The sequence below is a fragment of the Isoptericola sp. NPDC056605 genome, from assembly GCF_042792795.1.
Taxonomy (GTDB): domain Bacteria; phylum Actinomycetota; class Actinomycetes; order Actinomycetales; family Cellulomonadaceae; genus Isoptericola.
The window spans coordinates 87,886-113,703 of record NZ_JBHTVT010000016.1; the positions used below are offsets into that span (position 1 = coordinate 87,886).

The following is a 25,818-nucleotide window of genomic DNA, read 5'->3' on the forward strand; positions in this document are numbered from 1 at the left end:
AGGACCGACTGCCCCTGTCGGCGCGGACCCGTAACCTGGCCGACGTGCTGCACGTCCACCGGTCCGAGCGCTCCGACGCGCTGGTCGCTCCCCTCGCCGACGTGCTCGCCGAGCCTCCGGACGACCCGTTCACCCCCGACGTCGTCGCGGTGCCCACGCGTGGCATCGAGCGGTGGCTGGCGCAGCGGCTGTCGCACCGGCTCGGGGTGGACGGCGCGTCGGGCGCCGGCGTGTGCGCCAACGTGGACTTCTCCTCGCCGTCGCGGCTGGTCGCGTCGGCGGTGACGGCGGTGACCGGCGTCGAGCCCGACGACGACCCGTGGCGCCGTGCGCGCCTCGTGTGGCCGGTGCTGGAGACCGTCGACGCGTCCCTCGACGAGGGCTGGGCCGCGCCGCTCGCGCGGTACGTCGGCGAGGCGGGCGACGGCGTGCGCCGGTCGCGCCGCGTCGCGCTCGCGCAGCGTGTGGCGGAGCTGTTCGCCGCGTACGCGCAGCAGCGGCCCGGCCTGCTCTCCGGCTGGCTCGAGGGGCGCGACGACGGCGTCCCCGACGACCTCGCGTGGCAGCCCCGGCTGTGGCGGCGGGTCCGCGAGCGCGTGGACGCGCCCGGCCCCGCGGAGGTGCTGGCGGAGGCGGTCGGCGTGCTGCGCACCGACCCGGGCGCCGTGGACCTGCCCGCCCGGCTCTCCGTCTTCGGCCCCACCCGGCTGCCGGAGGACCAGCGGCAGGTGCTCGCCGCCCTCGCGCGCCACCGCGACGTCCACCTGTGGCTGCCGCACCCGTCGCCCGCGCTGTGGGCCTCGGTCGAGGGCCTTGGCGCCCGGGGCGCCGCCGCCGGGGCGCGTCGTGACGCCCTGCCCCCGGCCGCCCGCCACCCCCTGCTGGCCTCCACGGCGCGCGACTCCGTCGAGCTGCAGCTGCGCCTCTCGGGGGTCCTCGACCCACCCGCCGACGACGCCCCCGACGTGCGGGTCGCGCACCATCCGGCGCCGCCGCCCCCGGGCACGCTGCTGGGCGCGCTCCAGTCGGCCCTGCGCGCGGACGACCCGGACGTCGCGCCCGCGCCGGTGGGTCCCGACGACCGCAGCGTGCAGGTGCACGCCTGCCACGGCCGGGCGCGCCAGGTCGAGGTGCTGCGCGAGGTGCTCACCGGTCTGTTCGCCGCCGACCCGACCCTGGAGCCGCGCGACGTCATCGTCCTGTGCCCCGACGTCGAGGCGTTCGCCCCGCTCGTGACGGCCACGTTCGGCGCCGCTCCCGACGGCGTCACGCAGATCCACCCCGGGCAGCGGCTGCGCGTCAGCCTGGCCGACCGCGGTCCCGGCGTCGTCAACCCCGTGCTCGGTGTGCTGGCGACCCTGCTGCGCCTGGCCGACGGCCGCGTCACGGCGTCCGAGGTCCTCGACCTCGCCACCAGCGAGCCCGTGCGCCGCCGCTTCCGCCTCTCCGACGACGACCTGGACCGCTGGCGCGACTGGGCCGTCGAGGTCGGGGTGCGCTGGGGCGAGGACGGGTCGCGGCGCGAGCGCTTCGGCATCGACCCGCGGGTGCGGCAGGGCACGTGGGACGCGGCGCTCGACCGGGTGCTGCTGGGCGTCGCGATGGCCGAGGAGGACTCGCGCTTCGTGGGCCCGGCGCTGCCGCTGGACGACGTCGGGTCCACCGACGTGGACGTCGCGGGCCGGTTCGCGGAGCTGGTGTCCCGCCTGACGGGGCTGCTCGCCGACCTCGAGGGCACGCACCCGCTGGAGCACTGGCTCGACGCCCTGGACCGGGCCGTCACGCTGCTCGCCGACCCGGCGCCGGACGACGCGTGGCAGTCGGTGCAGGCGCGCCGCGTGCTGGGCGACGTCCGGGCCGCGGGCGCGGGCCGCGCCACCGCGGGCGACGGGCTGCGGCTGGAGGACGTGCGCGCCCTGCTCGCCGACCGCCTGGCGGGCCGCCCCACGCGCGCGGGCTTCCGCACCGGCGCGCTCACCGTGTGCTCGCTGGAGCCGATGCGCGCCGTCCCGCACCGCGTGGTGTGCCTGCTCGGCATGGAGGACGGCGCGTTCCCCCGGTCCGCGACGCCGGACGGCGACGACCTCCTCGCGCGCGACGCCCTGCTGGGCGAGCGGGACCGGCGCAGCGAGGACCGGCAGATCTTCCTGGACGCGCTCACGGCGGCGCGGGAGCACCTGGTGGTGCTGCACTCGGGCGCCGACGAGCGCACCGGCGCCGCCCGGCCGCCGGCCGTCCCCGTCGCGGAGCTGCTGGACGCGCTCGACCGCGTCGGCGCGGCGGCGGACGGCGGGCCCGTCCGACGGCAGGTCGTCGTGCGGCACCCGCTGCAGGTCGTGGGAGAGCGCAACTTCGAGTCCGGCGCGCTCGGCACCCCCGGCCCGTTCAGCTTCGACACGGCGGCGTTCCGCGGCGCGGAGGCAGGTCGAGGAGGCCGCGTCGATCCCGGGCTGCTCGTGCCCGCGCCGCTGGTCCTCGACGCCGCCGCCCCGACGGAGGTCGACCTCGACGACCTCGTCGCGATGCTCGAGCACCCGGTCCGCTGGTTCCTGCGGACCACCCTCGACGTGCGCGTCGCGCAGGACGAGGACGAGGTGGACGACCGCCTGCCGCTGACGATGGCGCCGCTGGCCGCGTGGGGGGCGGGCGACCGGATCCTCACCGCCGTGCTCGGGGGCACCGACCCGGGGCGCGCGTTCCAGGCGGAGTGGCGCCGCGGCCAGGCGCCGCCGCGCGAGCTGGGCCGCACCGCGCTGCGGGACGTCGTCGAGCGCGTGCAGCCGGTCGAGACGATGGCGCGACAGGTCCGCGCCGAGCACGCGGCCCGCGCCGTCGACGTGTCCGCCGCGCTGCCCTCCGGCGTCCTCGTCACCGGCACCGTCCCCGGCGTGCACGGCGGCCGCGTCGTGCGCGCGGAGTACTCGAAGCTCGGCCCGAAGCACCGCCTGCGCGCCTGGGTGCAGACCCTCGCCCTCGCGGCGTCGGGCGGCGACGGCGGGCTGCCCGACGGGCAGCAGTGGCACGCCGGCACCGTGGGCCGGGCCCCCGGCCGGGGCGCCAAGGCGGCGTGGAGCCTGATCCAGGCGCCCGACCCGGCCGACGCGGCGCGCCTCCTCGACGACCTCGTCGCCCTGCGCGCCCAGGCCACCCGCGCTCCTCTCCCCCTGCCCCCGGACGCGTCGCACGCGTACGCCGTCTCCCGCGGAGGCGGCACGGGCGACCCCGGCCAGGCGACGAGCGAGGCCCGCTTCACCTGGAACGGCGGCTTCGAGAAGTCCGACGCGTATCACCTGATGGTCTGGGGTGACCCGAGCGGACCTGGGTCGTTCGACGCGATGGCTGGTGTGCCGGACGACGACGACCGGCGCAGGTTCCCCGACGAGCCCTCGCGGCTGGGGGCGCTCGCCCGCCGCGTCTGGGACCCGTTGCTGGCGCACGAGCAGAAGGGCACCACATGACGGCCGGGGCGGGCTTCGACACCGACGCGACCGGCGGTCTGGCGGGCGTCCCGGACCGTCCGGTCTTCGACGTCTGCGGCCCGCTGCCGGAGGGCACCACGGTGCTCGAGGCCAGCGCCGGTACGGGCAAGACGTTCACCATCGCTGCGCTCGCCACACGGTTCGTCGCCGAGGGCCGCGCCGAGCTGCGCGAGCTCATGCTCGTGACGTTCGGCCGGGCGGCCACGTCCGAGCTGCGCGACCGCGTGCGCGAGCGGCTGGTGAGCGCCGAGCGCGCGCTGCGCGGCCCGGACCCTGCCTCCAGCGACGACCCGGTCGTGGCGCTGCTCGCCGACGTCGACGGCGAGGAGCTGGACCGCCGGCGCGCCCGGCTCGCCGCCGCCCTGTCGCAGCTCGACGCCGCGACCATCACGACGACGCACGGCTTCTGCCAGCAGATGCTCACGTCGCTCGGCATCGCGGCCGACGTCGACCCCGCGGCGACGTTCGTCGCCGACGTCGCCGACCTCGTGCGGGAGGTGTCCGACGACCTGTACGTGCGCCGCTTCTCCGGCGAGGCGCACCCCGCACTCACCCCGACGATGGCCGCCGACCTGGGCCGGGCCGCCGTCAGCGACCACCAGGCCTGTGTCGAACCCGCCGAGCCGGGCGGGGGCGCGCCGTCCACGCCACCCCCGTCCACACCGGGCGCGCTGCGGCGGGCCGTGGCCCAGGAGACGCGCGACGAGACGCTGCGCCGCAAGCGCGCGCAGCACCTCCTGGACTACGACGACCTGCTCGTCATGCTGCGCGACGCGCTCGCCGACCCGGTGCACGGCCCCGTCGCCGCCGAGCGGGTGCGCTCCCGGTTCCGTGTGGTCATGGTCGACGAGTTCCAGGACACCGACCCCGTGCAGTGGGAGATCCTGCGCACCGCGTTCCACGGGCACCGCACCCTGGTGCTCATCGGCGACCCCAAGCAGGCGATCTACGCCTTCCGCGGCGCCGACGTCGTCGCGTACCTCGACGCACAGCAGGACGCGACCGCCGTCGCCACGCTCGGCACCAGCTGGCGCAGCGACGAGCCGCTGCTGCGGGCCCTCGACACCCTGCTGGGCGGGGCGGCGCTGGGCGACGAGCGCATCGTCGTGCGGCCGGTGGACGCCGCGCACCGCGGGTCGCGCTTCGACGGCGGCGCGCCGCTGCGGCTGCGGCAGGTGACGCGTGCCGCCCTCGGGATGTCGCCCGGCGAGACGCCGCCGGTCGGTCCGCCGCGCCAGCTCGTCGCCGCGGACGTCGCGGCCGACATCGCCGCGCGCCTGGGCCGCGACCGGCTGGTGGACCCGGACGACACGAGCGGCGACGGCAGCGACACCGGCGCGTGGCGACCGCTCGAGCCGCGCGACGTCGCCGTGCTCACCCGCACCAACGCGCAGGCCGAGGCGGTCCGGTCGGAGCTGACGAAGCGCGGGGTGCCCGCCGTCGTCTCGGGGTTGTCGAGCGTGTTCGCGACGCCGTCGGCCCGCGACTGGCTCACCCTGCTCGCCGCGCTGGAGCAGCCGGGCGCTCACGGACGGGCCGCGGCCCTGGCGCTGACGCCGTTCGTCGGCTGGGACGCCGAGCGGCTCGCCACGGCGGACGACGCCGCGCACGACGCGCTCGCCGACACGGTGCGGCGCTGGTCGCGGCTGCTGTGGTCGCGGGGGGTCGCCGCGCTGCAGGAGGCGGTGACCCGCGACGGCCTGGCGGAGCGGCTGATGCGCACCAGCACCGGCGAGCGCCACCTCACCGACCTGCGGCACGTGGGCGAGGTGCTGCACGCCGCAGCGGTCACGGAGGGGTTGGGCGCCTCCGCGCTCACGGCATGGCTGCGGCGGCGCATCCGCGAAGCCGCCCAGGACTACGACGAGGAGCGCAGCCGCCGCCTGGAGACGGACGCCGCGGCGGTGCAGGTCGTCACGGTGCACGCCAGCAAGGGCCTGGAGTTCGGCGTCGTGTACGTGCCGTTCGCGTGGGACCGGTTCGAGCCGCGCCAGCCCGAGGTGCTGCGGTTCCACGCCGGCGACGGGCGCCGCATCCTCCACGTGGGCGGCCCGGGCTCGTTCGGGTACGACGCCGCCCTGGAGCGCCACCGCCGTGAGGAGGGCGGCGAGGACCTGCGGCTGCTGTACGTGGCGCTGACCCGCGCCCGGCACCAGGTGGTGGCGCACTGGGCGCCGTCGAAGGCGAACTCCGCGAAGGCGGGCCTGACGCGCGTCGTCCTGGGCGACCGCACGCTCGGCGGCGAGCCCGCGCCGCACGCGCCCCAGCAGGCCATGCGCGACGACGCGGTACGGACGGCGCTCGGTGCCCTCGCCCAGGGCTCGGGCGGCACGATCGCCGTCGAGGAGGCGCCCGCCACGCCGTCCACCGAGCGTTGGCGCCCGCCCGTGGACGACGTGCCCACGCTCGGCGTCGCGCACCTCGACCGGGTACCCGACCCGACGTGGCGGCGCGCGTCGTACTCCGCGCTCACCGCCGCGGCGCACGTCGGTCGCCCGGGCGGCCTCTCGCCCGCGCCAGGCCCGGCCGAACCCGCGGCGGGGGGAGTCGAGTCCGAGCCGGAGGGCGGCGGCCTGCAGGACGAGCCGGCCGAGGCCGCGCCGACGGCGGTCCGCCCCGTCGGCGCCGTCGGCGAGCCCGGGGAGGCGCCCGGCGCCGATCTGCCGTCCCCGATGTCGGGCCTGCCGGCCGGCACGGGCTTCGGCACCCTCGTGCACGAGGTGCTGGAGTACGCCGACACCGCGGCCCCCGACCTCGACGCGGAGCTGCTCGCGCGGTGCGCCGCGGCGGCGACCACGCGGGTGCCGGGCACGGACCCTGCCGAGCTCGCCGCCGCGCTGGGCGTCGTCGCACGCACGCCGCTCGGGCCGCTCGCGGGCGGACGCACGCTCGCCGACGTCACGCCGCGCGACCGCCTCGCGGAGCTGGAGTTCGAGCTCCCGCTCGCCGGGGGCGACGGCGACGTGGGCGGTCCCCCGGCCGAGGGCGCCACCCTGGCCGGGATCGCGGCGCTGCTGGGCCGCTACCTGGGTGCGGACGACGCGTTCGCCGCGTACCCCGCCGTGCTCGCCGAGCTGGCGGCGGCCGACCCCACGGCCCGCCCCCTGCGCGGCTACCTGACCGGGTCGATCGACGCGGTGCTGCGGGTGCCCGGGGACGACGGTGCGCCGCGCTTCCTCGTCGTCGACTACAAGACGAACCGCCTCGGCGCGTTCGACGCCCCGCTCACGGCGCACGACTACCGGCCCGAGGCCACCGTCGACGCGATGCTGCACGCCCACTACCCGCTGCAGCTCGTGCTCTACCTCGTGGCGCTGCACCGCTACCTGGCGTGGCGGCTGCCGGGCTACGACCCGGACGTGCACCTCGGCGGCGGGCTCTACCTGTTCGTGCGCGGCATGTGCGGCCCGGCCACGCCCACGGGGCCCGACGGCGCGCCGCACGGCGTGGTGTCGTGGGTGCCGCCGCGGGGCCTGGTGCCCGCGCTGTCCGCGCTGCTGGACGGAGACGACGCATGACCGACACCTCCACGCTCCCGGGCGGCCCGGTCGAGGCCTCCGGCGACGTCCGCCTCGCCGCCGCGGCGCCCGGGCTGCTGCGGGAGTTCAACGCGGCCGGACTCGTCGCCGCGACGGACGTGCACGTCGCGACGCGGCTCGGGCGGCTGACGGGCGAGGACGACGCGACGGTGCTGCTCGCCGTCGCGCTCGCCGTCCGGGCGCTGCGGGGCGGGTCGGTGTGCGTGCGGCTCGACGACCCGGACGAGCTCGCGGCGCTCGCGCTGCCCGAGGACGCCGACCGGGGCGACGCCGCCGACGGTCCCGACGCCGCCGCTCCCCCGCCCTGGCCGGAGCACGAGGCCTGGGTGCGGGCGATCGAGGCCAGCCCGCTCGTGACGGTCGGCGCGGGCGAGCCGCTCGACCGGCCGGCCCGCTGGGTCGGCGGGCGCCTGTACCTCGACCGGTACTGGAGGGACGAGCTCACGGTGCGACGGCTGGTCGACGCCCGGCTCCAGGCCCCGCCGCTCGTGCCCGGCGGCGCCGACCGGCTGGACGCGGCGCTCGCCCGGCTGTTCCCCGAGGCCGGCGACGAACGGCAACGGCTCGCGGCCGCGCACGCCGCCGGCCGCAGGCTCACGGTGCTCACGGGCGGGCCGGGCACGGGCAAGACGACGACGGTCGCGCGGCTGCTCGCCGTGCTGCAGGACGTCGCCGGGGAGCCCGCCCTGCGGGTCGCGCTCGCCGCGCCGACGGGCAAGGCGGCCGCCCGGCTGCAGGAGGCGGTCCGCGACGTCGTCGGCGCCCTGCCGCCCGAGGACCGCGAGCGCACCGGCCGACCGGAGGCCACGACCGTCCACCGGCTGCTCGGCTACCGCAGCGCGACCCGCTTCCGGCACCACGCCGGCCACCACCTGCCGCACGACGTCGTCGTGGTGGACGAGACCTCGATGGTGCCGCTGTCGCTCATGGCGCGGCTGCTCGAGGCGCTGCGCCCGGACGCGCGGCTGGTGCTGGTCGGCGACCCGGACCAGCTCGCGTCGGTCGAGGCCGGGGCTGTGCTGGGCGACCTCGTCGCCAGGCCGCCGGTGGTCGGGAGCCTCGCCGCGCACGTCACCACCACGCCGCCCGACGAGCCCGCGGGGGACGACGACACGGCCCTGGCCAACGGCGTCGTGCGGCTCGTCACGGTGCACCGACAGGGCGAGGACTCCGCGATCCTGCCGCTCGCGGCCGCCATCCGCGACGGGGACGCGGACGCCGTGCTCGACGTCCTGCGTGCCGGGGTCGGTGGCGTCGAGCTCGTCGAGGCGGACACCGAGCGCCTCGACGAGCACGCCGTGCAGGGACTGCACGACGACGCGGTCGACGCCGGCCGACGGCTCGTGGCCGCGGCGCGGGAGGGCGACGCGGCCGGCGCCCTCGAGGCGCTCAACGCGCACCGCGTCATGGTGGCGCACCGGCGGGGCCCGGTCGGCGTGGCCCGCTGGGCCGCGCAGGTCGAGGCCTGGGTGGAGGAGGCGACCGCCGACGGCACCCTGGCCCCGGCCGTCCCCGGGTCGCCGTGGGTCGTGGGCCGCCCGCTGCTGGTCACGAGCAACGACGCCGACGTCGGCCTGTACAACGGCGACACCGGCGTGCTCGTCGCGGAGGGCGACCCGGCACACGCTCAGGACGAGGCGGTCGCGGTCGTCGCGGTGTTCGGCGACCCGCGCGCCCCGCTGCGGGTGCGCACCCACCGGCTGCCCCCGGTCGAGACCGTGCACGCGATGACCGTGCACCGCGCGCAGGGCAGCCAGTTCCGCCGCGTCTCGCTCGTGCTGCCCCCGCCGACGTCGCCCCTGCTCACCCGCGAGCTGCTGTACACGGCCGTCACCCGCGCGCAGGAGTTCGTGCGCGTGGTGGGCACCGCCGACGCCGTGCGCGCCGCCGTCGCACATCCCGTCCGCCGGGCGAGCGGCCTCCGCGAGCCGCTCCCCTGACGCCCGCCCACCACGGAATAGGAGTCGCGCTCCTGCGGGTTGTCCCAGGCGATGAATGCCGACGCCCCCACCCCCGCGCCCACGTCCCCCCGCCTGTCCGTGCTGGACCTCGTCCCGGTCCGCGCGGGCCAGTCCAGCCCCCAGGCGCTGGCCGCCTCGCTCGCGCTGGTGCGCCGGGCGGACGAGCTGGGCTTCGAGCGGTACTGGTTCGCCGAGCATCACAACATGCCCGCGGTCGCGGCGTCGACGCCGCCGGTGATGATCGCGGCGGCCGCCGCCGTCACGGAACGCATCCGCGTCGGCTCGGGCGGGGTCATGCTGCCCAACCACGCGCCGCTCGTGGTGGCGGAGCAGTTCGCCGCGCTGGAGGCGCTCGCGCCCGGGCGGGTGGACCTCGGCCTCGGTCGCGCGCCCGGCTCGGACCCGGTCGTCACGGCGCTGCTGCGGCAGTCCGGCCCGACGTCGGACGTCGAGCGGTTCCCCCAGCACGTGCGCGACATCCTGTCGCTCATGAGCCCCGACGGCGCCGCCCTGCGCCTCGGCGACGGCAACCTCTACGACGTGCACGCCACCCCCGCCGCCGACGGCACCCCGACCGTGTGGCTGCTCGGCTCCAGCGACTACTCGGCCCGCCTCGCCGCGGAGCTGGGCCTGCCGTACGTCTTCGCGAACCACTTCTCCGGCGCGGGGATCGACCAGGTGCTCGCGCTGTACCGCGACGGCTACCGCCCGAGCCCCGACCACCCGGAGCCGCGGACGTTCCTCACCGCGAACGTCGTCGTCGCGCCGACCGCGGTCGAGGCGCACGAGCGTGCGCTGCCGCAGCTGCGGTCGATGGCGCGGCTGCGCACCGGCAAGCCGATGGGCCGCGCGGAGACGGTCGAGCAGGCCGCCGCCGAGCCGCTGGACCCGATGGCCGAGCAGATCGTCGCGGACATGCGGTCGCGCTGGGTGGTCGGCGAGCCGCACCAGGCCGCCGCCCAGCTGCGCGACCTCGCCACCCGGCACGGCGTGGACGAGGTCATGGTGGTGCCGGTGGCCGGGTCCTACGAGTCCGAGCCGCTGGACGCCACGCCCGGCCGGGTCCGCACCCTCGAGCTCCTCGCCGAGGCGCTCGCCGCCTGACACCGGGAGACCGTCACGGAACCTCCGAGCCTCCGTTGCCCCCGAGGGCACGTCGGACTAGCCTCGACTTAGTCCAGCCTGGTCCAGGAGGCCCCCCGTGAAGACCGTCAACGTGCACGAGGCCAAGACCCATCTCTCCCGCCTCCTCGCGGAGGCCGAGGCGGGAGAGGACGTCGTGATCGCGCGTGCGGGCCGCCCGGTCGCTCGCCTGGTCGGGATCGACCCCGCCGCCCGGCCGCGGCGAGAGCTCGGCCCGCTGCGCGGCCGGTTCACGATGCCCGACGACTTCGACCACTGGGCGCAGGACGAGGTGGCCTCCCTGTTCGAGAACGACGAGCCGGCGGACGCCCGGTGAGGTATCTCCTCGACACGAACGTCCTCGTGTGGACGCTCGGGTTCCCCGAGCGACTGCCCGACGACGTCGCAGAGATCCTTGCCGACCCCGAACCCGAGATCTGGTTCAGCGCCGTCAACATCTGGGAGATCGGCATCAAGTCCGCTCTGGGCCGCGCCGACTTCGACCTCGACCCCCACGTCGCCCGCGCGACCACCCTGGCCCTCGGCTTCGTGGAGCTGGCCGTCGACGGCGCCCACGCCGTGACGGCGACACGCCTGCCCCCCGTCCACCGAGACCCGTTCGACAGGATGCTGGTGGCGCAGGCGATCATGACGGGCTCGACCCTGCTCACCAGCGACGCCACCGTCGCCGCGTATCAGGGCCCCATCCGCCACGTCGGTCGCCGCGGCTGATGCACGACCGAGAGAGGACCTGCACGATGCCCCACGTCACCGTCGTCCGTGCGGACAACCCCGGCCCGATGACGCTGGACGGCACGCGCTCGTACGTGCTGCGCGCGCCGGGCTCGTCGTCGTGCGTGGTCGTGGACCCGGGCCCCGACGACGAACGGCACCTGGCGACCCTGGCCGAGGCGGGTCCCGTGGAGCTCGTGCTGGTCACGCACCGGCACGCGGACCACACCGCCGGCTCGGCGCGCCTGCACGCGCTCACGGGCGCCCCGGTCCGCGCCGCCGACCCGGAGCACTGCCACGGCGGCGAGCCGCTGCGCGGCGGCGAGACGATCGACGCCGGCGGCCTCCGGGTCGACGTCCTCGCGACGCCGGGGCACACCGCCGACTCGGTGTCGTTCGTCGTGACCGTGCCCGTCGGCGCCGGGTCCGGCGAGCCGGTCGTGCTCACGGGCGACACGGTGCTCGGGCAGGGCACCACCGTCATCGCCGAGCCGGACGGTTCGCTGCGCGACTACCTCGCCAGCCTCGACCTGCTGGAACGCGTGGGCGCCGGGCGGGTCGGGCTGCCGGGTCACGGCCCCGCGCTGGACGACCTCGGCACGGCGGTCCGCGCCTACCGGGCCCACCGTCTGGAGCGTCTCGACCAGGTGCGGTCGGTGCTCGCGACGCTCGGCCCGGCGGCGGACGCCGACGCCGTCGTCGCGCACGCCTACGCCGACGTGGACCCGTCGGTGCGGCGCGCGGCGCGGCAGTCCGTCGTCGCGCAGCTCGCCTACCTGCGCGACGAGACCGCCTGACCGGCCGCCGCGGCCCACGACCGCCTCCCGGGCAGGTGTCGGTGTCCCGCGGCACGATGGCGTGATGACGGTCACCCCCGCTCCGGAAGTCCGCCCTGCCGTGCACCTCGGCGTCGCCTTCGTCCCGACGATGCCGCCGGAGTCCCTGCGGTCGCTCGCCACCGCCGTCGAGGCCGCCGGCCTCGACGACCTGTGGGTGTGGGAGGACTGCTTCAAGCAGAGCGGTGTCGCGTCAGCCGCCGCCGCGCTGGCCTGGACCGAGCGAGTGCGCGTCGGGATCGGCCTCATGCCCGCGCCGCTGCGCAGCACGGCGGTGACGGCGATGGAGGTCGCCACGCTCGGCCGCATGTTCCCGGGCCGGTTCGTGCCGGCGGTCGGCCACGGCGTGCAGGCCTGGATGGACCAGGCCGGGGTCCGCGCGAAGTCGCCCCTCACCCTGCTGCGCGAGCACACCGAGGCGCTGCGCGCCCTGCTCGCCGGCGACGAGGTGACCGTCTCGGGCCGCTACGTCACCCTCGACCACGTCCGCCTCGACTGGCCCGCGCCGCAGGTGCCGCTGCTGCTCGGCGGCGTCGGCCCCCGCTCTCTCGCGCTGGCGGGCGAGCTGGGCGACGGCGTCATCCTCGCCAACGCGCTCACCCCCGACGACGTGCGTGCCGCCGCGGAGACGGCCGAGACGGCCGCGCAGGCCGCGGGCCGGCCCGCACCGGGCGTGTACGCCACCCTCATCGCAGCGACCGGCGACGGCGCGCAGCAGCGGCTCGACGCCGAGCTCCCGCTGTGGGGTGCGGAGGCCGGGAGCGGCATCGGTGCGGCCGGCGACGCCCGCGCCATCGCCGACGCCGTGCTCCGCCTGGCCGCCGCCGGTGCTTCCGCCGTCGCGGTGCAGCCCACCGCCGACGAGCCCGACCTCGCCGGGTTCGTCGAGCTGCTCGGCCGCGAGGTACGGCCCCTGCTCGACCAGGCGTGACCACCCGGGTCCCGCCGCACAGCACCGAGGAGCACACGATGGACTGGAAGATCGAGCTGATCCACGTGCCCGTGAGCGACGTGGACCGGGCGAAGGAGTTCTACGAGCGCGTCGGCTTCCACCCCGACCACGACCAGCAGGTGAACGACGACCTGCGGTTCGTCCAGATGACACCGCCGGGCTCGGCCTGCTCGATCGCGTTCGGGACGGGCCTGGGCGGCACGCTGCAGCCGGGGCAGCTGGACGCGATCCAGGTGGTGGTGCCCGACGCGGACGAGGCGCTGGCGCACCTGCGCGGCGTGGGCGTCGAGGCCGACGGGGTGGACGACCAGGCGTGGGGCCGGTTCGTCACGTTCGCCGACCCCGACGGCAACGCCTGGACCCTGCAGCAGCTGCCCGCGTGGTCCGCGGGCGCCGGGGGCTGAGCCCGCGAGGACGACGCCCTCGACGTCAGAGCCGCTTGCCGTAGCAGCGCTGCTGCTCCAACCCGGCGTGGTCGCCGAACGACTCGATCGGCTCGTAGCCGATGGCCTCGTACAGCGCGATCGCCTCGGGCTGCGCGGTGCCGGTCTCGAGCACGAACCGGCGGAAGCCGACCTGGCGGGCGGCACGCTCGAGCTCGGCCATCAGCCGCCGTGCGACGCCGCGCCCGCGCACGTCGCCGTCCACGTACAGACGCTTGACCTCGCCGGTCGCGGCCGGGTGGGTGGTGCCGCGGCCGCGCCGGTCGTCGGTGCCGGAGACGTCGCGCACGGCGGCGGTGCCGACGGGGCGGCCGTCCAGGCGCGCGACGAGCGTGACGACGATCGTCCGCGGGTCGATGGTGGGCGCCTCGTCGTCCCCGCCGTACCGCACGGCCATCTCGGCCTCCTGGGCGGCACGCAGGGTCGCCGCGACGGGGTCGTCCCACGCCACGACGTCGACCGCCAGGCCCTCGGGCCCGACGGTCGACGGGAGGACGGTGGTGGCGGTCATGCCGAGACGAGCGACGCCAGCACCGACGTGAAGAATCCGAGGCCGTCCGTGCCGGTGCGCGGGCCGTCCTCGCCGTCCGGGCCGAAGCCCGCCTCGACGGCGTGCTCCGGGTGCGGCATGAGGCCGACCACGTTGCCGCGCGCGTTGCTGATGCCCGCGATGTCGCGACGGGAGCCGTTCGGGTTCCAGCCCTGGTAGCGGAACACGACGCGGCCCTCGCCCTCGAGCTCGTCGAGGGTGCGGTCGTCCGCCACGAACTGGCCGTCCTGGTTCTTCAGCGGGATGGTGATGTGCTGGCCGGGCCGGTACCGGTTGGTCCACGCCGTCGACGTGTTCTCGACCGACAGCACCTGCTCGCGGCACACGAAGTGCAGGTGGTCGTTCTTCACCATCGAGCCGGGCAGCAGGTGCGCCTCGGTCAGCACCTGGAAGCCGTTGCAGATGCCGAGCACGGGCATGCCGCCCTTCGCCGCGTCCACCAGGGCGTCCATGGCGGGCGCGAAGCGCGAGATGGCGCCGGCGCGCAGGTAGTCGCCGTACGAGAACCCGCCCGGCAGGACGACGGCGTCGACGCCCTGGAGGTCGCCGTCGGCGTGCCACAGCGACACGGGCTCCCCGCCCGCGAGCCGGACCGCGCGAGCCGCGTCCCGGTCGTCGAGGGTGCCGGGGAACGTGACGACGCCGATCCGCGCCGACGCGAGGGTGCCGGCGGTCATCAGGCCACGCCCTCGGAGGTGATCGTCCCTGCGGCGTCGGTCGCGGCGTCCGCGACGCGCACGACGTCCTCGATGACGGGGTTGGACAGCAGCGTCTCCGCGGCCTGCTGCGCGGCGGCGAGCACCTCGGGCGTGACGTCGCCGTCCACCTCGAGCTCGAACCGCTTGCCCTGGCGCACCCCGCTGAACTGGGTGAAGCCGAGGCGGGGCAGCGCCCCGACGACGGCCTTGCCCTGGGGGTCCAGGATCTCGGGCTTGGGCATGACCTCGACGACGACGCGTCCCACGGGTGCTCCTTGGATCGTGACCGGTAGCTGGCCGGGTGGTCCAGCGGCCGCGGCTCCGAGGTCCCGGCACGGGCGGCGCAACGGAGGCGCGCGCGTGGGGGCGGGAGCACGACGGCGGGATTCCGCGACGAGTCTACCGCCCGCGCGCTAGCCTTCTGACGCCGCGGAGCGCAGCCGGTCGACGGCGCCGCCGACGCCGCGTCGTCCACCATCGCACCGACCCCGAGGAAGCATGTCCGCACCCACCTCTCCGCCCTCCGGCGGCACGCCCGACCCGTACGCCACGCCCGAGGCGGGCGCGACGCCCCCGACCGGGACCGCACCGAACGGGACCGCACCGAACGGGACCGCACCGAACGGACCGCCCGCGCCGTACACCGCGCCCGGCACCCCGTCCCCCGCGACGCCGTACGACCAGCAGGCCCCGTACGGGGGCCGGCCGACGCCGTACGACCAGCCCGCGCCGTACGGCGCGCCGTCCCCGTACGGGCAGCCGGCGCCCGGGACGGACGGGTTCTCGATCGCCGCGCTGATCACGGGCATCCTCGGGATCAGCCCCGTGGCGCTCGGGCTCGGCATCGCGGGGATGCGGCGCACCCGGCGCACGGGACAGAGCGGCCGCGGCATGGCGATCGCCGGCGTCGTGCTCGGTGCCCTGGGGATCCTCGGCTGGCTCCTGGTGGTCGGGCTGCTCGCCCTGCTCGCGACGAACGACGAGGTCCAGGAGGGGTTCAGCCAGGGCTTCGAGGAGTCCTACGCCGACCGCACGGGCGCGAACCTCGACCTGGGCGCCTGCTTCGAGCTGCCGGACGACGCCACCGACCTCACCGGCATCGTCGCGACCGACTGCGCGTCGGCGCACGGGGCGGAGATGGTGGGCGTCGACGAGCTCACGGACGCCGAGTACCCGGGCGAGTCCTCCGTGGTCGCCACCACGGAGGACTTCTGCTTCGAGGAGTTCGCCGCGTACGTCGGCACGGACTACGACGCGTCCAGCCTCGACATGATGTACCTCTACCCCACCCGGGCGTCGTGGGCGTTCGGCGACCGGCGCCTCATGTGCTGGGCGCAGAACCCGGACGGCTCGCCGCTCGAGGCCAGCGTCCAGGGCTCCGGCCTCTGACCTGCCGGCCCGCCGGCACGCGGGGGCGCCCTCAGCGCAGGGGCGCCCCCGTCAGCCGCTCGTACGCCTCGAGGTACCGGTCACGGGTGCGCTCGACCACCTCGGGCGGCAGCACGGGCGGCGGCACGTCGGACGCCCGGTCCCAGCCGGAGGCCGGCGACGTCAGCCAGTCGCGCACGATCTGCTTGTCGAAGCTCGGCTGGGCACGGCCCGGCTCCCACTCGTCCGCGGGCCAGAACCGCGACGAGTCGGGCGTGAGCACCTCGTCGCCGAGCACCGTGGCCCCGGTCGCCGGGTCGACGCCGAACTCCAGCTTGGTGTCCGCGAGGATCACGCCGCGCTCGCGCGCGATCTCCTCGGCGCGGGCGTAGACGGCGAGGGTGAGGTCCCGCAGGCGCGTGGCGGCGTCGTCGCCGATCCGGCGCGCCACCTCCTCGAACGGCACGTTCTCGTCGTGCTCCCCCACCTCGGCCTTCGTCGCGGGGGTGAAGATCGGCTCCGGCAGGCGCGACCCGTCGACCAGGCCGGCCGGCAGCGGGATGCCTGTGACCTCGCCGGACGCGCGGTACTCGGCCAGGCCGGAGCCGGTGAGGTAGCCGCGGGCCACGCACTCGACGGGGAACATCTCCAGCCGACGGCAGATCATCGCGCGGCCCGCGACGACGTCGGGCACCAGGCCGTCGCCCGGCTCGGCACTCGCCTCGGTGGACACGACGTGGTTGTCCACCACGTCGGCGAGCTGCTCGAACCACCACAGGCTCAGCTGGGTGAGCACCACGCCCTTGTCGGGGATGCCGGGGGTGAGCACGTGGTCGTGCGCCGAGAGGCGGTCCGAGGCGACCACGAGGACGACGTCGCCCAGCGGGTGCACGCCGCCCAGGGCGGGCAGGTCCGGCGCGTACAGGTCGCGCACCTTGCCGGAGTAGACGTGGCGCCACCCCGGCAGGTCGAGCGGTCCCCCGGCGAAGGCGTCGTTCTGGTCGGCACCGGGCTGGTCGACATCGTGCGTCTCGGTCACGATGCTCAGTCTCGCATCCGGCGTCGGGCCGGGCCGCACGCGTCCGCGGTCCCGCTGCGCGGAGTTCATCGGGTCCCCTACCGGACAGCCCCGTCCGTTCACCGCCCGTTCGCCGGCGGCGTCCACCGTGCAGCCCATGAGACTCCGCACCCGGCACACCGCCGCCCTGCTCGTCGCGGCCCTCGTCGCCGCTCCCGCCGCCACGTCCGTCGCGGCCCCGCGCCCGCCCCACGCGGCGGCCGGACACCCGTCCGCCCCCCAGCACGGCGCCGCCACGGGGCACATCCCCTTCACCGCGGCGACGGTGACGACCCACGACGACGGTTCGTTCACCGTCACCTGGTCGGCGCCGCGCGGAGCCGGCGACGTGCGCCTCTACGCGGGCACCGACCGGGACCGCATCGACACGCGCCACGTCGTGGCGCGCGGCGGGTCCTCCGGGACGGTGACGGTCACCGACCTGTCCGACGCCGACCGCCGCTGGTTCCGGCTCGTCCCCGACCGCGGCGCGGGCCTGACGATCGCCGACCGCCTGGTGCGGCTCGACGGCACGGTGAACCTCCGCGACCTGGGCGGCTACCGCACCACCGACGGCGACTGGGTCGCCATGGGCGAGGCCTACCGGTCCGACGCCCTCGACCGGCTGAGCGAGGCGGACCTCGACACCCTCGAGGGGCTCGACGTGCGCACCGTCGTCGACCTGCGCACGAGGTCGGAGCGCGCCACCGCACCCGACCGCGTGCCCGACGGCGCCCGGTACGAGGTGGCTGACGTGCTCGGCGGCGGCACCGCGACGATCCCGGACCTGTCGTCACCGGCCGCGGCCGCGCAGCTGATGGTCGACGGGGAGCGCTCCATGGTCTCGAGCGACACGGGCCGGGCCGCGTACGCGACGTTGTTCGACGCGGTCGCGGACGACGGCGCGGTGCTGTTCCACTGCACCGCGGGCAAGGACCGCACGGGCTGGGCAGCGGCCGCCCTGCTCACCACGGCGGGCGTGCCGCGCGACGTCGTCGAGGACGACTACCTGCTGAGCAACCACTACCGCGCCGAGGCGAACGCCGCCGCGCTCGCATCGATGCCAGCCGAGCAGGCCGCGATCTACCGGCCGCTGCTCGACGTGCGGCCGGAGTACCTGGCCGCCGGGTTCGACGAGGTGCACGACGAGTACCGCTCGTTCGACCGGTACCTCCGCCAGGGCCTCGGCCTCAGCGCTCGCGAGGTGCGCGACGTGCGGGACGAGCTGCTCGTCGGCTGACCGGCTGACCCACCACACCCGTCCGATCTGTTCGGCATGAGGTCGATCTCTTCGGCATGGGTCGGTGCCGAAGAGATCGACCTCCTGCCGAACAGACCAGCGTCAGGGGACGGCGACCTCGCCCCGCTCGGCCTTCAGCGCGATGTCGCTGCGGTGGTGGGAGCCGTCCAGCGCGATCTTCTCGACCCCGGCGTAGGACGCCGCCCGTGCGGCGGCGAGGTCCGCGCCACGGCCGACGACGGACAGCACGCGCCCGCCGGCGGACACCAGCGCGCCGTCGACGACGGCGGTGCCGGCGTGCAGCACGTGCACGTCGTCCAGCGCCTCGGCGTCGGCGATGCCGGTGATCGGGTCGCCCTTGCGCGGCGACTCGGGGTAGCCCTGGGAGGCGACGACGACGTTGACCACGGCGTCGTCCGACCAGCGCAGCGGCTCGATGCCGTCGAGGCGGCCGGTGGCGGCGGCGAGCAGCACGCCGGACAGCGGGGTGCGCAGGCGCGCGAGGACGGCCTGGATCTCCGGGTCGCCGAAGCGGGCGTTGAACTCCACGACGCGCGTGCCGCGGCTGGTCAGCGCCAGCCCCACGTAGAGGACGCCGGAGAACGGGGTGCCGCGGCGGGCCATCTCGTCCACGGTGGGCTGCGCGATGCGGTCCACCACCTCGGCGACCAGGCCGGACGGCGCCCAGTCGAGCGGCGTGTACGCGCCCATGCCACCGGTGTTCGGGCCGGCGTCGTCGTCGCCGACGCGCTTGAAGTCCTGCGCGGGCATCATCGGCACCACGGTTGCGCCGTCGCACAGGCAGAACAGCGACACCTCGGGCCCGTCGAGGTACTCCTCGATCACCACGCGGCCCTCGTCGCCGCGCGCGTCGAGCGCCTCGCGGGCGTGCGCGAGGGCGGCGTCGCGGTCGGAGGTCACGACGACGCCCTTGCCGGCGGCGAGACCGTCGTCCTTGACGACGTAGGGGGCGCCGAAGGCGTCGAGCGCATCGGCGACCTGCTCCACCGTGGTGCACACGTGGGCCATCGCCGTCGGGACGGCCGCGGCGGCCATGACGTCCTTCGCGAACGCCTTCGACCCCTCGAGCCGGGCGGCCTCGGCCGACGGCCCGAAGACGGGGATCCCGGCCTCCCGGACGGCGTCGGCGACCCCTGCCACCAGGGGCGCCTCGGGCCCGACGACGACCAGGTCGACGCCGAGCGTGCGGGCGAGGGCGGCGACGGCACGGCCGTCGTTCGCGTCCACCGGGTGGAGGTCGGCCTGCGCGGCCATGCCCGGGTTGCCGGGGGCGGCGTGCAGCTCGTGCGCCGGCTGCGCGCCCTCGGCGGCCTCGGACGCGAGGGCGTGGACGATGGCGTGCTCGCGGGCACCGGTCCCGACGACGAGGATCTTCACGGGCGACCATGCTAACGACCCCGCGGAGTGCGGGCCGCGGCGTCCGCGGGCACCGTGCTCGCGCGTGCCGCACCCGGGGGCGCGGCGGGCCGGTCACGGCTGCGGCAGGCGGGCCATCCCGTAGACGCGGTCGACGCGCAGGCGCAGCACCTGGCGCCGGTCGGCCACCATCGCCCGCCGGAACTCCTCCCAGTCGGGGTGCTCCTGCCGGGCCGCGACGCGGAAGGTCTCGACGAGCTCGTCGGCGGCGGCGTCGTGGACGTCGGTCGCCACGTCGCTCAGCTCCGCCGTGCCGTCGAGGACGGCGTAGCTCCAGAAGTCCGGGGCGCTCACGTGCAGCGACACGCGGGGGTCGCGCGCCGCGTTGCGGGTCTTGGCGCGGTCCGCGGTCACGGACACGCGCGCCGTCCGCGTCTCCTCGTCCCACGCGTAGAGCACGTTGGACAGCTGGGGCCGGCCGGCCCTCCGCAGGGTCGTGAGGACCCCCTTGTTGCCGTCCGCCACCAGGGCGAGCAGGGCCCGCTGGTCGTCCGTCTCGGTCGTCCCCGTCGTCGTCATGCCGGGACAACCCGCCAGGTCAGGCCGTTGTTCCCCCGGGCACGGTGGCGTCCTGCCCCGACCGGGCGAGCGCCTCCGCCACGAAGCCGTCGGCCGTGAGCTCGGCGACGGCGTCGCGCAGCCAGGCCACGGCGACGGGGTCGCGGTCGCGACCGGTGGCGACCGCCTGCCGGATCTCGGTGAACCGCGGCTCGACGACGCGCAGCCCGGGGTGCTCGGCGACGTACCGGGTCAGCGGCTGCCGGATGCCGGCGGCGACCTCCAGGCCGTGCTCCTCGAACGCGACCGTGCCGTCGGCCCCGCGCACCACCTCGGCCCGGGTCAGGGTGCGGCTGAGGAACAGGTCGTACGCGGAGCCCTCCTTCACCCCGACGCGCACGCCCGGCCGGTCGACGTCGTCGGCCGTGCGGACGGGCGAGCCCTCGGGAACGGCGAAGACGCCCTCGATCAGCACGTACGGCGCGGTGAACGCGACCTGCGCGGCCCGCTCCGGCTCCACGGCGAGGAAGCCGACGTCGGCCCGGCCGTCGGCCACGGCCGCGAACGAGTGCCGCGCGGCGTCGACGCACTCCAGCACGCCCTCGACACCGAGGCGCCGGGCCAGCTCGCGGGCGAGGTCGACGGTCACCCCGGAGGGGTCGTGCCGGGTGCCCTGCGCGAGCACCGGGTTGCCGAGGTTGACCACCGCACGCAGCACCCCCGTGGGGGCGAGCGCGTCGACGACCTGGCCCGTCGCCGTCATGCCCGCGCGTGGATCAGGTCGTGCACCGGGATGATCTCGTCGCGCCGCGGGCCGACGCCCACCGCGGAGATGCGGCAGCCGGACAGCTCCTCCAGGCGCGCGAGGTACGCCTGCGCGTTGGCGGGCAGGTCCTCGATGGTGCGGGCACCGGAGATGTCCTCCCACCAGCCCGGCATCTCCTCGTAGATCGGCTTCGCGTGGTGGAACGCCGACTGGTCGTCGGGCATCTCGTCGTACCGGGTGCCGTCCACGTCGTAGGCCACGCAGACCGGCACCTTCTCCAGGCCCGTGAGCACGTCCAGCTTGGTCACCACGAGGTCCGTGAGGCCGTTGATGCGCGACGCGTAGCGCGCGATGACGGAGTCGTACCAGCCGCAGCGGCGCGCACGGCCGGTCGTGACGCCGTACTCGCCGCCCGTCTTGAGCAGGTACTCGCCCATGTCGTCGAACAGCTCGGTGGGGAACGGGCCCTCGCCGACCCGCGTCGTGTACGCCTTGATGACGCCGATGACGGAGTCCACCCGGGTGGGCCCGATGCCGGAGCCGGTCACCGCGCCGCCGGCCGTGGCGCTCGACGACGTGACGAACGGGTACGTGCCGTGGTCGATGTCGAGCATGGTGGCCTGGCCGGCCTCGAACAGCACGTTCTTGCCCTGGTCGAGCGCCTCGTTGAGCACGAGCGGCGTGTTCGCGACCATCGGGCGCAGGCGCTCGGCGTGCGCGAGCAGCTCGTCGACCGTCTCGTCGATGTCGACGGCACGGCGGTTGTAGACCTTCACCAGCAGGTGGTTCTTCTGGTCGAGGGAGCCCTCGACCTTCTCCCGCAGGATCTTGGGGTCGAACAGGTCGGCGATGCGGATGCCGACGCGGTTGATCTTGTCGGCGTACGCCGGCCCGATGCCGCGGCCCGTGGTCCCGATGCGGCGCTTGCCGAGGAAGCGCTCGGTGACCTTGTCGAGCGTGCGGTGGTAGCCGGCGATGACGTGCGCCTGGCTCGAGACCAGCAGACGGGAGACGTCCACCCCCCGCGCGATCAGGTCGTCGAGCTCCTCGAACAGCACGTCGATGTCGACGACCACGCCGTTGCCGATGACGGGGACGACGCCGGGCGACAGGATGCCGGAGGGCAGCAGGTGCAGCGCGTACTTCTCGTCGCCGATGACGACGGTGTGACCCGCGTTGTTGCCGCCGTTGAACTTCACGACGTAGTCGACCCGGGACCCGAGCAGGTCCGTGGCCTTCCCCTTGCCCTCATCGCCCCACTGGGCACCGACGAGCACCACGGCTGGCATGAAATCTCCTCGCGTCGACGAGGCCCGGCGTGTTCACCCACGTCACCTGAGGAGGCGGGCCTCCTGGTCCGGGCCGCGCCCGAGTTTACCCGCCCGTGACCTGCCCGTCGGTCCGGCGCGCTCAGCCCGCGGGGTGATGCGTCGCGGGGGTCGACGGCGCGGGAGCCGACTCGCAGCGGTGGTCGCGGTCGATGCGGAACAGGTCGAGGGCCCCGCACACCTCCAGCACGAACAGGTCGCGCTCGTCCGCGCCGCGCAGCACCGTGGCGCCGCCACGCTTGCGCCCGGCGTCGGCGAGGGAGATGAGGAACGCGGCCCCGGTCGAGTCCATGAACGTGACGCGGCACATGTCGATCACCAGCAGCTGCCGCCGCAGCCCGACCACGCGGGTGGCGATCTCCGGGAACTGGTCGCGCTCCGCGAGGTCGAGGTCACCGGCGATCACGAGCGTCGTCGTCGTCGAAGACGTCGCGATCTCGATCATGGAGCGAGCGTACCCGCGACCGGCCGCGCGCGACGCCCGAGGCGCCGATCTGTGAACCGGGCCGCGGCCGGGCCAGAATGGGGCTCATGACCTCCTCCGCGCGTGACCTGCTCGCCGGCCCGCCCCCGACCCTCCTGCCCGACGAGCACCCCCAGGTGCGCGACGGCCTCGACGCCGGGGAGGACCCGGCCCGGCTCGCCGCCGACCACCCCGCGTCGTCGCTCGCCTGGGCGGTGCTGGCCGAGGCCACGCTCGACGCCGCGGGCGACGCGCCCACCGCCGCCCGGTCCGTGACGGCGTACGCGTACGCGCGCACCGGCTACCACCGCGGCCTCGACGCGCTGCGTCGCGCCGGCTGGCGCGGCCAGGGCCCGATCCCCGCCGACCACGAGCCCAACCAGGGGTTCCTGCGCGCGCTCGCCGCGCTGTCCGAGGCGGCCGCGCAGATCGGCGAGTCCGACGAGGCGGAGCGCTGCGCGCAGTTCCTGCGCGACTCCGGTACCTCGCCCGAGGAGGTCCGCGCCCTCGTCGGGTGAGCTCGTCGGGTGAGCCCGTCGGGTGAGCTCGCCGGGGCCCCCGGACGTGGTCAGCCGACGGCGGTCGCGTGCAGCTTGGCCCACACGAGCTTGCCGGAGCCGGCGGGCCGCCAGCCCCAGTCGGCGAGCCGCTCGACGATCTGCATCCCGAAGCCGCCGACGCGGTTGGGGTGGCCGTCGGTCGTGACGGGCGGCGCGGGGTTGGAGTCCTCGACCTCGATGCGCAGCCCGTCGCCGGTGTCGAAGAGCCGCAGCGCGATGTTGCCCCAGCCGTGCAGCACGCCGTTGGCGACCAGCTCTGAGACGACGAGCTCGGCCGACGCCGACTCCGGCAGCCCCCACGCCTGGCAGGTGCGCAGCACGGCGTGCCGGGCCCGGCCGATGGACGCGGGCTCGCTGGGCAGCAGCCACCGCCGCGAGCGCGGGCTAAGCGGCTGGACCTGCGCGTCGGCCACCGGGTCGGGAACGCGCACGACGACGAGCGCGACGTCGTCCTCGGGAGCGTCGGCGAGGCGCGAGAGCAGCTCCTCCCCCACCCCCGCGGCGTCGCGGGCGGTGATGCGCCCCGACGTCTCGACGAGCGCGTCGAGACCGACCTTGAGCGACCGGTCCCGGCGCTCGATGAGGCCGTCCGTGTAGAAGAGGAGCACGTCGCCGCGCCGCAGCTCGGCCTGCCCGGTGGTGCGCGGCTTCGACCCGAAGCCGACCAGGGAGCCGGCCCCGCCCGCGAGCTGGGTGACCGTGCCGTCGCGCAGCAGCAGCGGCGGCAGGTGGCCGGCGCGCGTGTACTGCACGGTCCAGACGTCGCCGTCCTGCTGGTGCTTGAGGGTGGCGTAGACCATCGACGCCGACCGCGGGATGCGCATCCCCGTGACGAGCTGGTCCACCCGGTCGACGACGATCCCCGGCGTGGCGAGCTCGAACGCGTACGAGCGCACCACGGACCGCAGCTGCCCCATCGCCGCCGCGGCCTCGACGTCGTGCCCGACGACGTCGCCGACCACGAGCCCGACGGTGCCCTCGTTGATCTGCAGCACGTCGTACCAGTCGCCACCCACCTGGGCGTGCTCGGCGTTGGGCGCGTAGTAGGTCCACACGTCGAGCCCGGACACGTCGGCCTGCTCGGGCAGCATCGCGCGCTGCAGCGCCTCGGCGAGCCGGTGCTCGCGCGCGTACAGGCGCGCGTTGTCGATGGCGGTGCCGGCCCGGCGCGCCACCACCTCGATCACGGTGTGCACGTGCTGCGGCTCGCCCGGACCGGGCCGGACCTCCTCGGTGACGGTGCCGTCGGGCGCCACGCCCACGCCGTGCCACGTGGCCAGCAGCCCCAGCACGCGGCGGCGCCCCGCCACCGCGTGCACGACGACGGCGCGCGGCAGCGCCCCGGTCTCCTCCACGACGCGCCGCAGCAGGTCGCGGCGCAGCCACCCCGACGCGGAGTGCGCCGGGAAGCCCGCGCCCAGGCGGAGCATCACGGGCCCCTCGACGACGCCCTCGAGCAGGTCCTGCACCTCGTCCCGGACCGGCTCGCGGGCGGCACCGCCGTCGGCGGGCGGGTCCGGCCGCTCCCCGGAGACGTCGTCGGGCAGCTCGGGCACGTACCGCGCGTGCCGTCGGCCGCGGCCGCTCGGCGGCGACGCGACGTCGACGCCGTCGGCGAAGACGAGCCCGTCGTCGTTCACGTAGAAGCCGGCCCAGGGCACGAGCGCGCGCAGCAGGTCGGCGATGTCGCGCAGCGCGTAGGGGTACTCCAGGTCGCCCAGCAGCTCCGTGGTCTGCGCGATGAGGTCGAGGTCGGCGCGCTCGCGGCGCTCCACCTCGAGCGAGGCGAGCTGGGCGGCCTGACGCTCCACGTGCGTCGACACGTCGGTGGCGGTGCCGAGCCAGCGCCGCACCACCCCGTCGGCGTCCGGCACGGGGGACATCGTCACCTGCCACCACGTGGCGCGGCTGTCGAGCAGCCGGCCGCTGACCATCCGCGTCGTGGGACGCCCGGCGCGCAGGTCGCCCTGGCTGCGCTCGCGCTCGGCGTCGTCGTCCACGAGCTCCAGCAGGGGGTGCTTGCCGAGCACGGCGAGGTCGTTGACGCCGATCCCGGACTCCCGCGCGAAGGCGTCGTTGATCCACAGGACCGGCATCCCGGCCTCCCAGGCACCGGTGACGAACGCCGGGATGACGGCAGCCGCGATGGCAGCGTCGAGGAATCCCTCCGGGAGGGGCGGCACAGGACCGGATGATTCGGTCATAATGCCTCCACTGCCGAGATTCCCCGCCCTGGTTGGTGTTCTTGCTGGTCATTCAACCGTAGATTGGTGTCCGCCGAGACTCGAGGTGAACGCCCCGGCGCGTGGAAGGAGCACCGTGCACGACGGATCGAACACGACCCCACGTGACCTGCGGCGTGCAGACGTGAAGGAGGCAGACGCGGTGCCTGAGCTGGGAGACCCCGCGAGCGTGCACGTCATCGTGGGTGCGTCCCGCGCCCGTGTCGTGCTGTCCGGCGAGATCGACGCCGACATCGGAGCCGAGCTGGGCGAGGCCATCTCCGACGCCGAGGGCTCCGGCCTCCCCGTCGAGATCGACGCCCACCACGTCACCTTCATGGATTCCTCGGGTGTGGCGTTCCTCGCACGCCTCGCGTCGCGCAGCCCGCACCGCGTCCGGGTGCTGCGCGCGCCGCCCACCGTCCGGTTCCTCCTCGAGGTCACCCGCATCGGCGAGCTGCTGGAGATCGTCGACGTCGACCCCGGCTTCGACCTCGAGACCCCGACGCCGAGGTAGCTCGAGACTCGCCGAGGTAGTTCGAAGGGCGGCCCGCACCTGGTGCGGGC

General features: G+C 75.9%; 23 protein-coding genes. 13 read left to right on the forward strand and 10 right to left on the reverse strand.

Annotated features, from left to right (window positions below):
- Positions 1 to 44: 44 nt before the first annotated feature.
- From recC to ACFQ8Y_RS16240, 9 genes are all read left to right on the forward strand, one after another.
- A complete protein-coding gene (gene recC / locus ACFQ8Y_RS16200) occupies positions 45 to 3,458 on the forward strand; it encodes an exodeoxyribonuclease V subunit gamma (protein WP_430586139.1) in 3,414 nt (1,137 codons plus the stop codon).
- Positions 3,455 to 6,997: a UvrD-helicase domain-containing protein gene (locus ACFQ8Y_RS16205; protein ID WP_430586140.1), complete on the forward strand. Its 3,543-nt coding sequence runs from the start codon at positions 3,455 to 3,457 to the stop codon at positions 6,995 to 6,997. Before recC ends, ACFQ8Y_RS16205 begins: the two co-directional genes overlap by 4 nt.
- Complete coding sequence (recD, locus tag ACFQ8Y_RS16210; protein WP_430586141.1) at positions 6,994 to 8,958, forward strand: exodeoxyribonuclease V subunit alpha; 1,965 nt, start codon at positions 6,994 to 6,996, stop codon at positions 8,956 to 8,958. Before ACFQ8Y_RS16205 ends, recD begins: the two co-directional genes overlap by 4 nt.
- A 51-nt stretch (positions 8,959 to 9,009) precedes the next feature.
- The gene (locus ACFQ8Y_RS16215; RefSeq protein WP_430586142.1) at positions 9,010 to 10,083 is read left to right on the forward strand and encodes an LLM class flavin-dependent oxidoreductase; all 1,074 of its coding nucleotides are present in this window, start codon (positions 9,010 to 9,012) and stop codon (positions 10,081 to 10,083) included.
- Positions 10,084 to 10,180: 97 nt separating this feature from the next.
- Positions 10,181 to 10,438, forward strand: coding sequence for a type II toxin-antitoxin system Phd/YefM family antitoxin (locus ACFQ8Y_RS16220; protein WP_430552192.1), 258 nt, complete (start codon positions 10,181 to 10,183; stop codon positions 10,436 to 10,438).
- Positions 10,435 to 10,833 (forward strand): type II toxin-antitoxin system VapC family toxin, encoded by a 399-nt coding sequence (locus ACFQ8Y_RS16225; RefSeq protein ID WP_430552193.1) that lies wholly within the window; start codon positions 10,435 to 10,437, stop codon positions 10,831 to 10,833. The genes ACFQ8Y_RS16220 and ACFQ8Y_RS16225 overlap by 4 nt, the downstream gene beginning before the upstream one ends.
- Positions 10,834 to 10,859: 26 nt before the next feature.
- Positions 10,860 to 11,630, forward strand: a complete 771-nt coding sequence (locus ACFQ8Y_RS16230; protein WP_430586143.1) for an MBL fold metallo-hydrolase — start codon at positions 10,860 to 10,862, stop codon at positions 11,628 to 11,630.
- 64 nt (positions 11,631 to 11,694) lie between these two features.
- Positions 11,695 to 12,600, forward strand: a complete 906-nt coding sequence (locus tag ACFQ8Y_RS16235; RefSeq protein ID WP_430586144.1) for an LLM class flavin-dependent oxidoreductase — start codon at positions 11,695 to 11,697, stop codon at positions 12,598 to 12,600.
- Between the two features lie 38 nt (positions 12,601 to 12,638).
- Positions 12,639 to 13,025, forward strand: a complete 387-nt coding sequence (locus ACFQ8Y_RS16240) for a VOC family protein (protein ID WP_430552196.1) — start codon at positions 12,639 to 12,641, stop codon at positions 13,023 to 13,025.
- Between the two features lie 25 nt (positions 13,026 to 13,050).
- Here the strand turns inward: ACFQ8Y_RS16240 and ACFQ8Y_RS16245 are convergent, their stop codons facing one another.
- The 3 genes from ACFQ8Y_RS16245 to purS are packed head-to-tail and all read right to left on the reverse strand — an operon-like array spanning position 13,051 to position 14,578.
- Positions 13,051 to 13,575, reverse strand: coding sequence for a GNAT family N-acetyltransferase (locus ACFQ8Y_RS16245; RefSeq protein WP_430552197.1), 525 nt, complete (start codon positions 13,573 to 13,575; stop codon positions 13,051 to 13,053).
- A complete protein-coding gene (gene purQ, locus ACFQ8Y_RS16250; protein ID WP_430586145.1) occupies positions 13,572 to 14,291 on the reverse strand; it encodes a phosphoribosylformylglycinamidine synthase subunit PurQ in 720 nt (239 codons plus the stop codon). The genes ACFQ8Y_RS16245 and purQ overlap by 4 nt, the downstream gene beginning before the upstream one ends.
- Positions 14,291 to 14,578, reverse strand: a complete 288-nt coding sequence (gene purS / locus ACFQ8Y_RS16255) for a phosphoribosylformylglycinamidine synthase subunit PurS (RefSeq protein ID WP_429766102.1) — start codon at positions 14,576 to 14,578, stop codon at positions 14,291 to 14,293. The genes purQ and purS overlap by 1 nt, the downstream gene beginning before the upstream one ends.
- A 232-nt stretch (positions 14,579 to 14,810) precedes the next feature.
- Here purS and ACFQ8Y_RS16260 point away from each other — a divergent pair, with 232 nt between their 5' ends.
- Entirely contained in the window at positions 14,811 to 15,701 is an 891-nt protein-coding gene (locus ACFQ8Y_RS16260) for a DUF4190 domain-containing protein (protein WP_430586146.1), read from the forward strand.
- Positions 15,702 to 15,732: 31 nt separating this feature from the next.
- Here ACFQ8Y_RS16260 and ACFQ8Y_RS16265 read toward each other — a convergent pair whose 3' ends face one another.
- Positions 15,733 to 16,728 (reverse strand): phosphoribosylaminoimidazolesuccinocarboxamide synthase, encoded by a 996-nt coding sequence (locus ACFQ8Y_RS16265; protein WP_430563840.1) that lies wholly within the window; start codon positions 16,726 to 16,728, stop codon positions 15,733 to 15,735.
- A 127-nt stretch (positions 16,729 to 16,855) separates the two neighbouring features.
- Here ACFQ8Y_RS16265 and ACFQ8Y_RS16270 point away from each other — a divergent pair, with 127 nt between their 5' ends.
- The gene (locus tag ACFQ8Y_RS16270; RefSeq protein ID WP_430586147.1) at positions 16,856 to 17,977 is read left to right on the forward strand and encodes a tyrosine-protein phosphatase; all 1,122 of its coding nucleotides are present in this window, start codon (positions 16,856 to 16,858) and stop codon (positions 17,975 to 17,977) included.
- Between the two features lie 102 nt (positions 17,978 to 18,079).
- Here ACFQ8Y_RS16270 and purD read toward each other — a convergent pair whose 3' ends face one another.
- The 5 genes from purD to ACFQ8Y_RS16295 all read right to left on the reverse strand — a co-directional run bounded on the left by purD (position 18,080) and on the right by ACFQ8Y_RS16295 (position 22,451).
- Positions 18,080 to 19,375, reverse strand: a complete 1,296-nt coding sequence (purD, locus tag ACFQ8Y_RS16275; RefSeq protein WP_430586148.1) for a phosphoribosylamine--glycine ligase — start codon at positions 19,373 to 19,375, stop codon at positions 18,080 to 18,082.
- Positions 19,376 to 19,468: 93 nt separating this feature from the next.
- A complete protein-coding gene (locus ACFQ8Y_RS16280; RefSeq protein WP_430586149.1) occupies positions 19,469 to 19,933 on the reverse strand; it encodes a PPOX class F420-dependent oxidoreductase in 465 nt (154 codons plus the stop codon).
- Between the two features lie 19 nt (positions 19,934 to 19,952).
- A complete protein-coding gene (locus tag ACFQ8Y_RS16285; RefSeq protein ID WP_430563837.1) occupies positions 19,953 to 20,675 on the reverse strand; it encodes a transporter substrate-binding domain-containing protein in 723 nt (240 codons plus the stop codon).
- Positions 20,672 to 21,967, reverse strand: a complete 1,296-nt coding sequence (locus ACFQ8Y_RS16290) for an adenylosuccinate synthase (protein WP_430552204.1) — start codon at positions 21,965 to 21,967, stop codon at positions 20,672 to 20,674. Before ACFQ8Y_RS16290 ends, ACFQ8Y_RS16285 begins: the two co-directional genes overlap by 4 nt.
- A 121-nt stretch (positions 21,968 to 22,088) precedes the next feature.
- Positions 22,089 to 22,451, reverse strand: a complete 363-nt coding sequence (locus tag ACFQ8Y_RS16295) for an STAS domain-containing protein (protein ID WP_429735554.1) — start codon at positions 22,449 to 22,451, stop codon at positions 22,089 to 22,091.
- An 86-nt stretch (positions 22,452 to 22,537) separates the two neighbouring features.
- On the opposite strand from ACFQ8Y_RS16295, the gene ACFQ8Y_RS16300 reads away from it, so the two are divergent.
- Entirely contained in the window at positions 22,538 to 22,987 is a 450-nt protein-coding gene (locus ACFQ8Y_RS16300) for a DUF3151 domain-containing protein (protein ID WP_430563838.1), read from the forward strand.
- Positions 22,988 to 23,037: 50 nt separating this feature from the next.
- Here ACFQ8Y_RS16300 and ACFQ8Y_RS16305 read toward each other — a convergent pair whose 3' ends face one another.
- The gene (locus ACFQ8Y_RS16305; RefSeq protein ID WP_430586150.1) at positions 23,038 to 25,233 is read right to left on the reverse strand and encodes a SpoIIE family protein phosphatase; all 2,196 of its coding nucleotides are present in this window, start codon (positions 25,231 to 25,233) and stop codon (positions 23,038 to 23,040) included.
- Positions 25,234 to 25,414: 181 nt separating this feature from the next.
- Between ACFQ8Y_RS16305 and ACFQ8Y_RS16310 the strand changes: the two genes are divergently transcribed.
- The gene (locus ACFQ8Y_RS16310) at positions 25,415 to 25,768 is read left to right on the forward strand and encodes an STAS domain-containing protein (protein ID WP_430552207.1); all 354 of its coding nucleotides are present in this window, start codon (positions 25,415 to 25,417) and stop codon (positions 25,766 to 25,768) included.
- Positions 25,769 to 25,818: the final 50 nt, after the last annotated feature.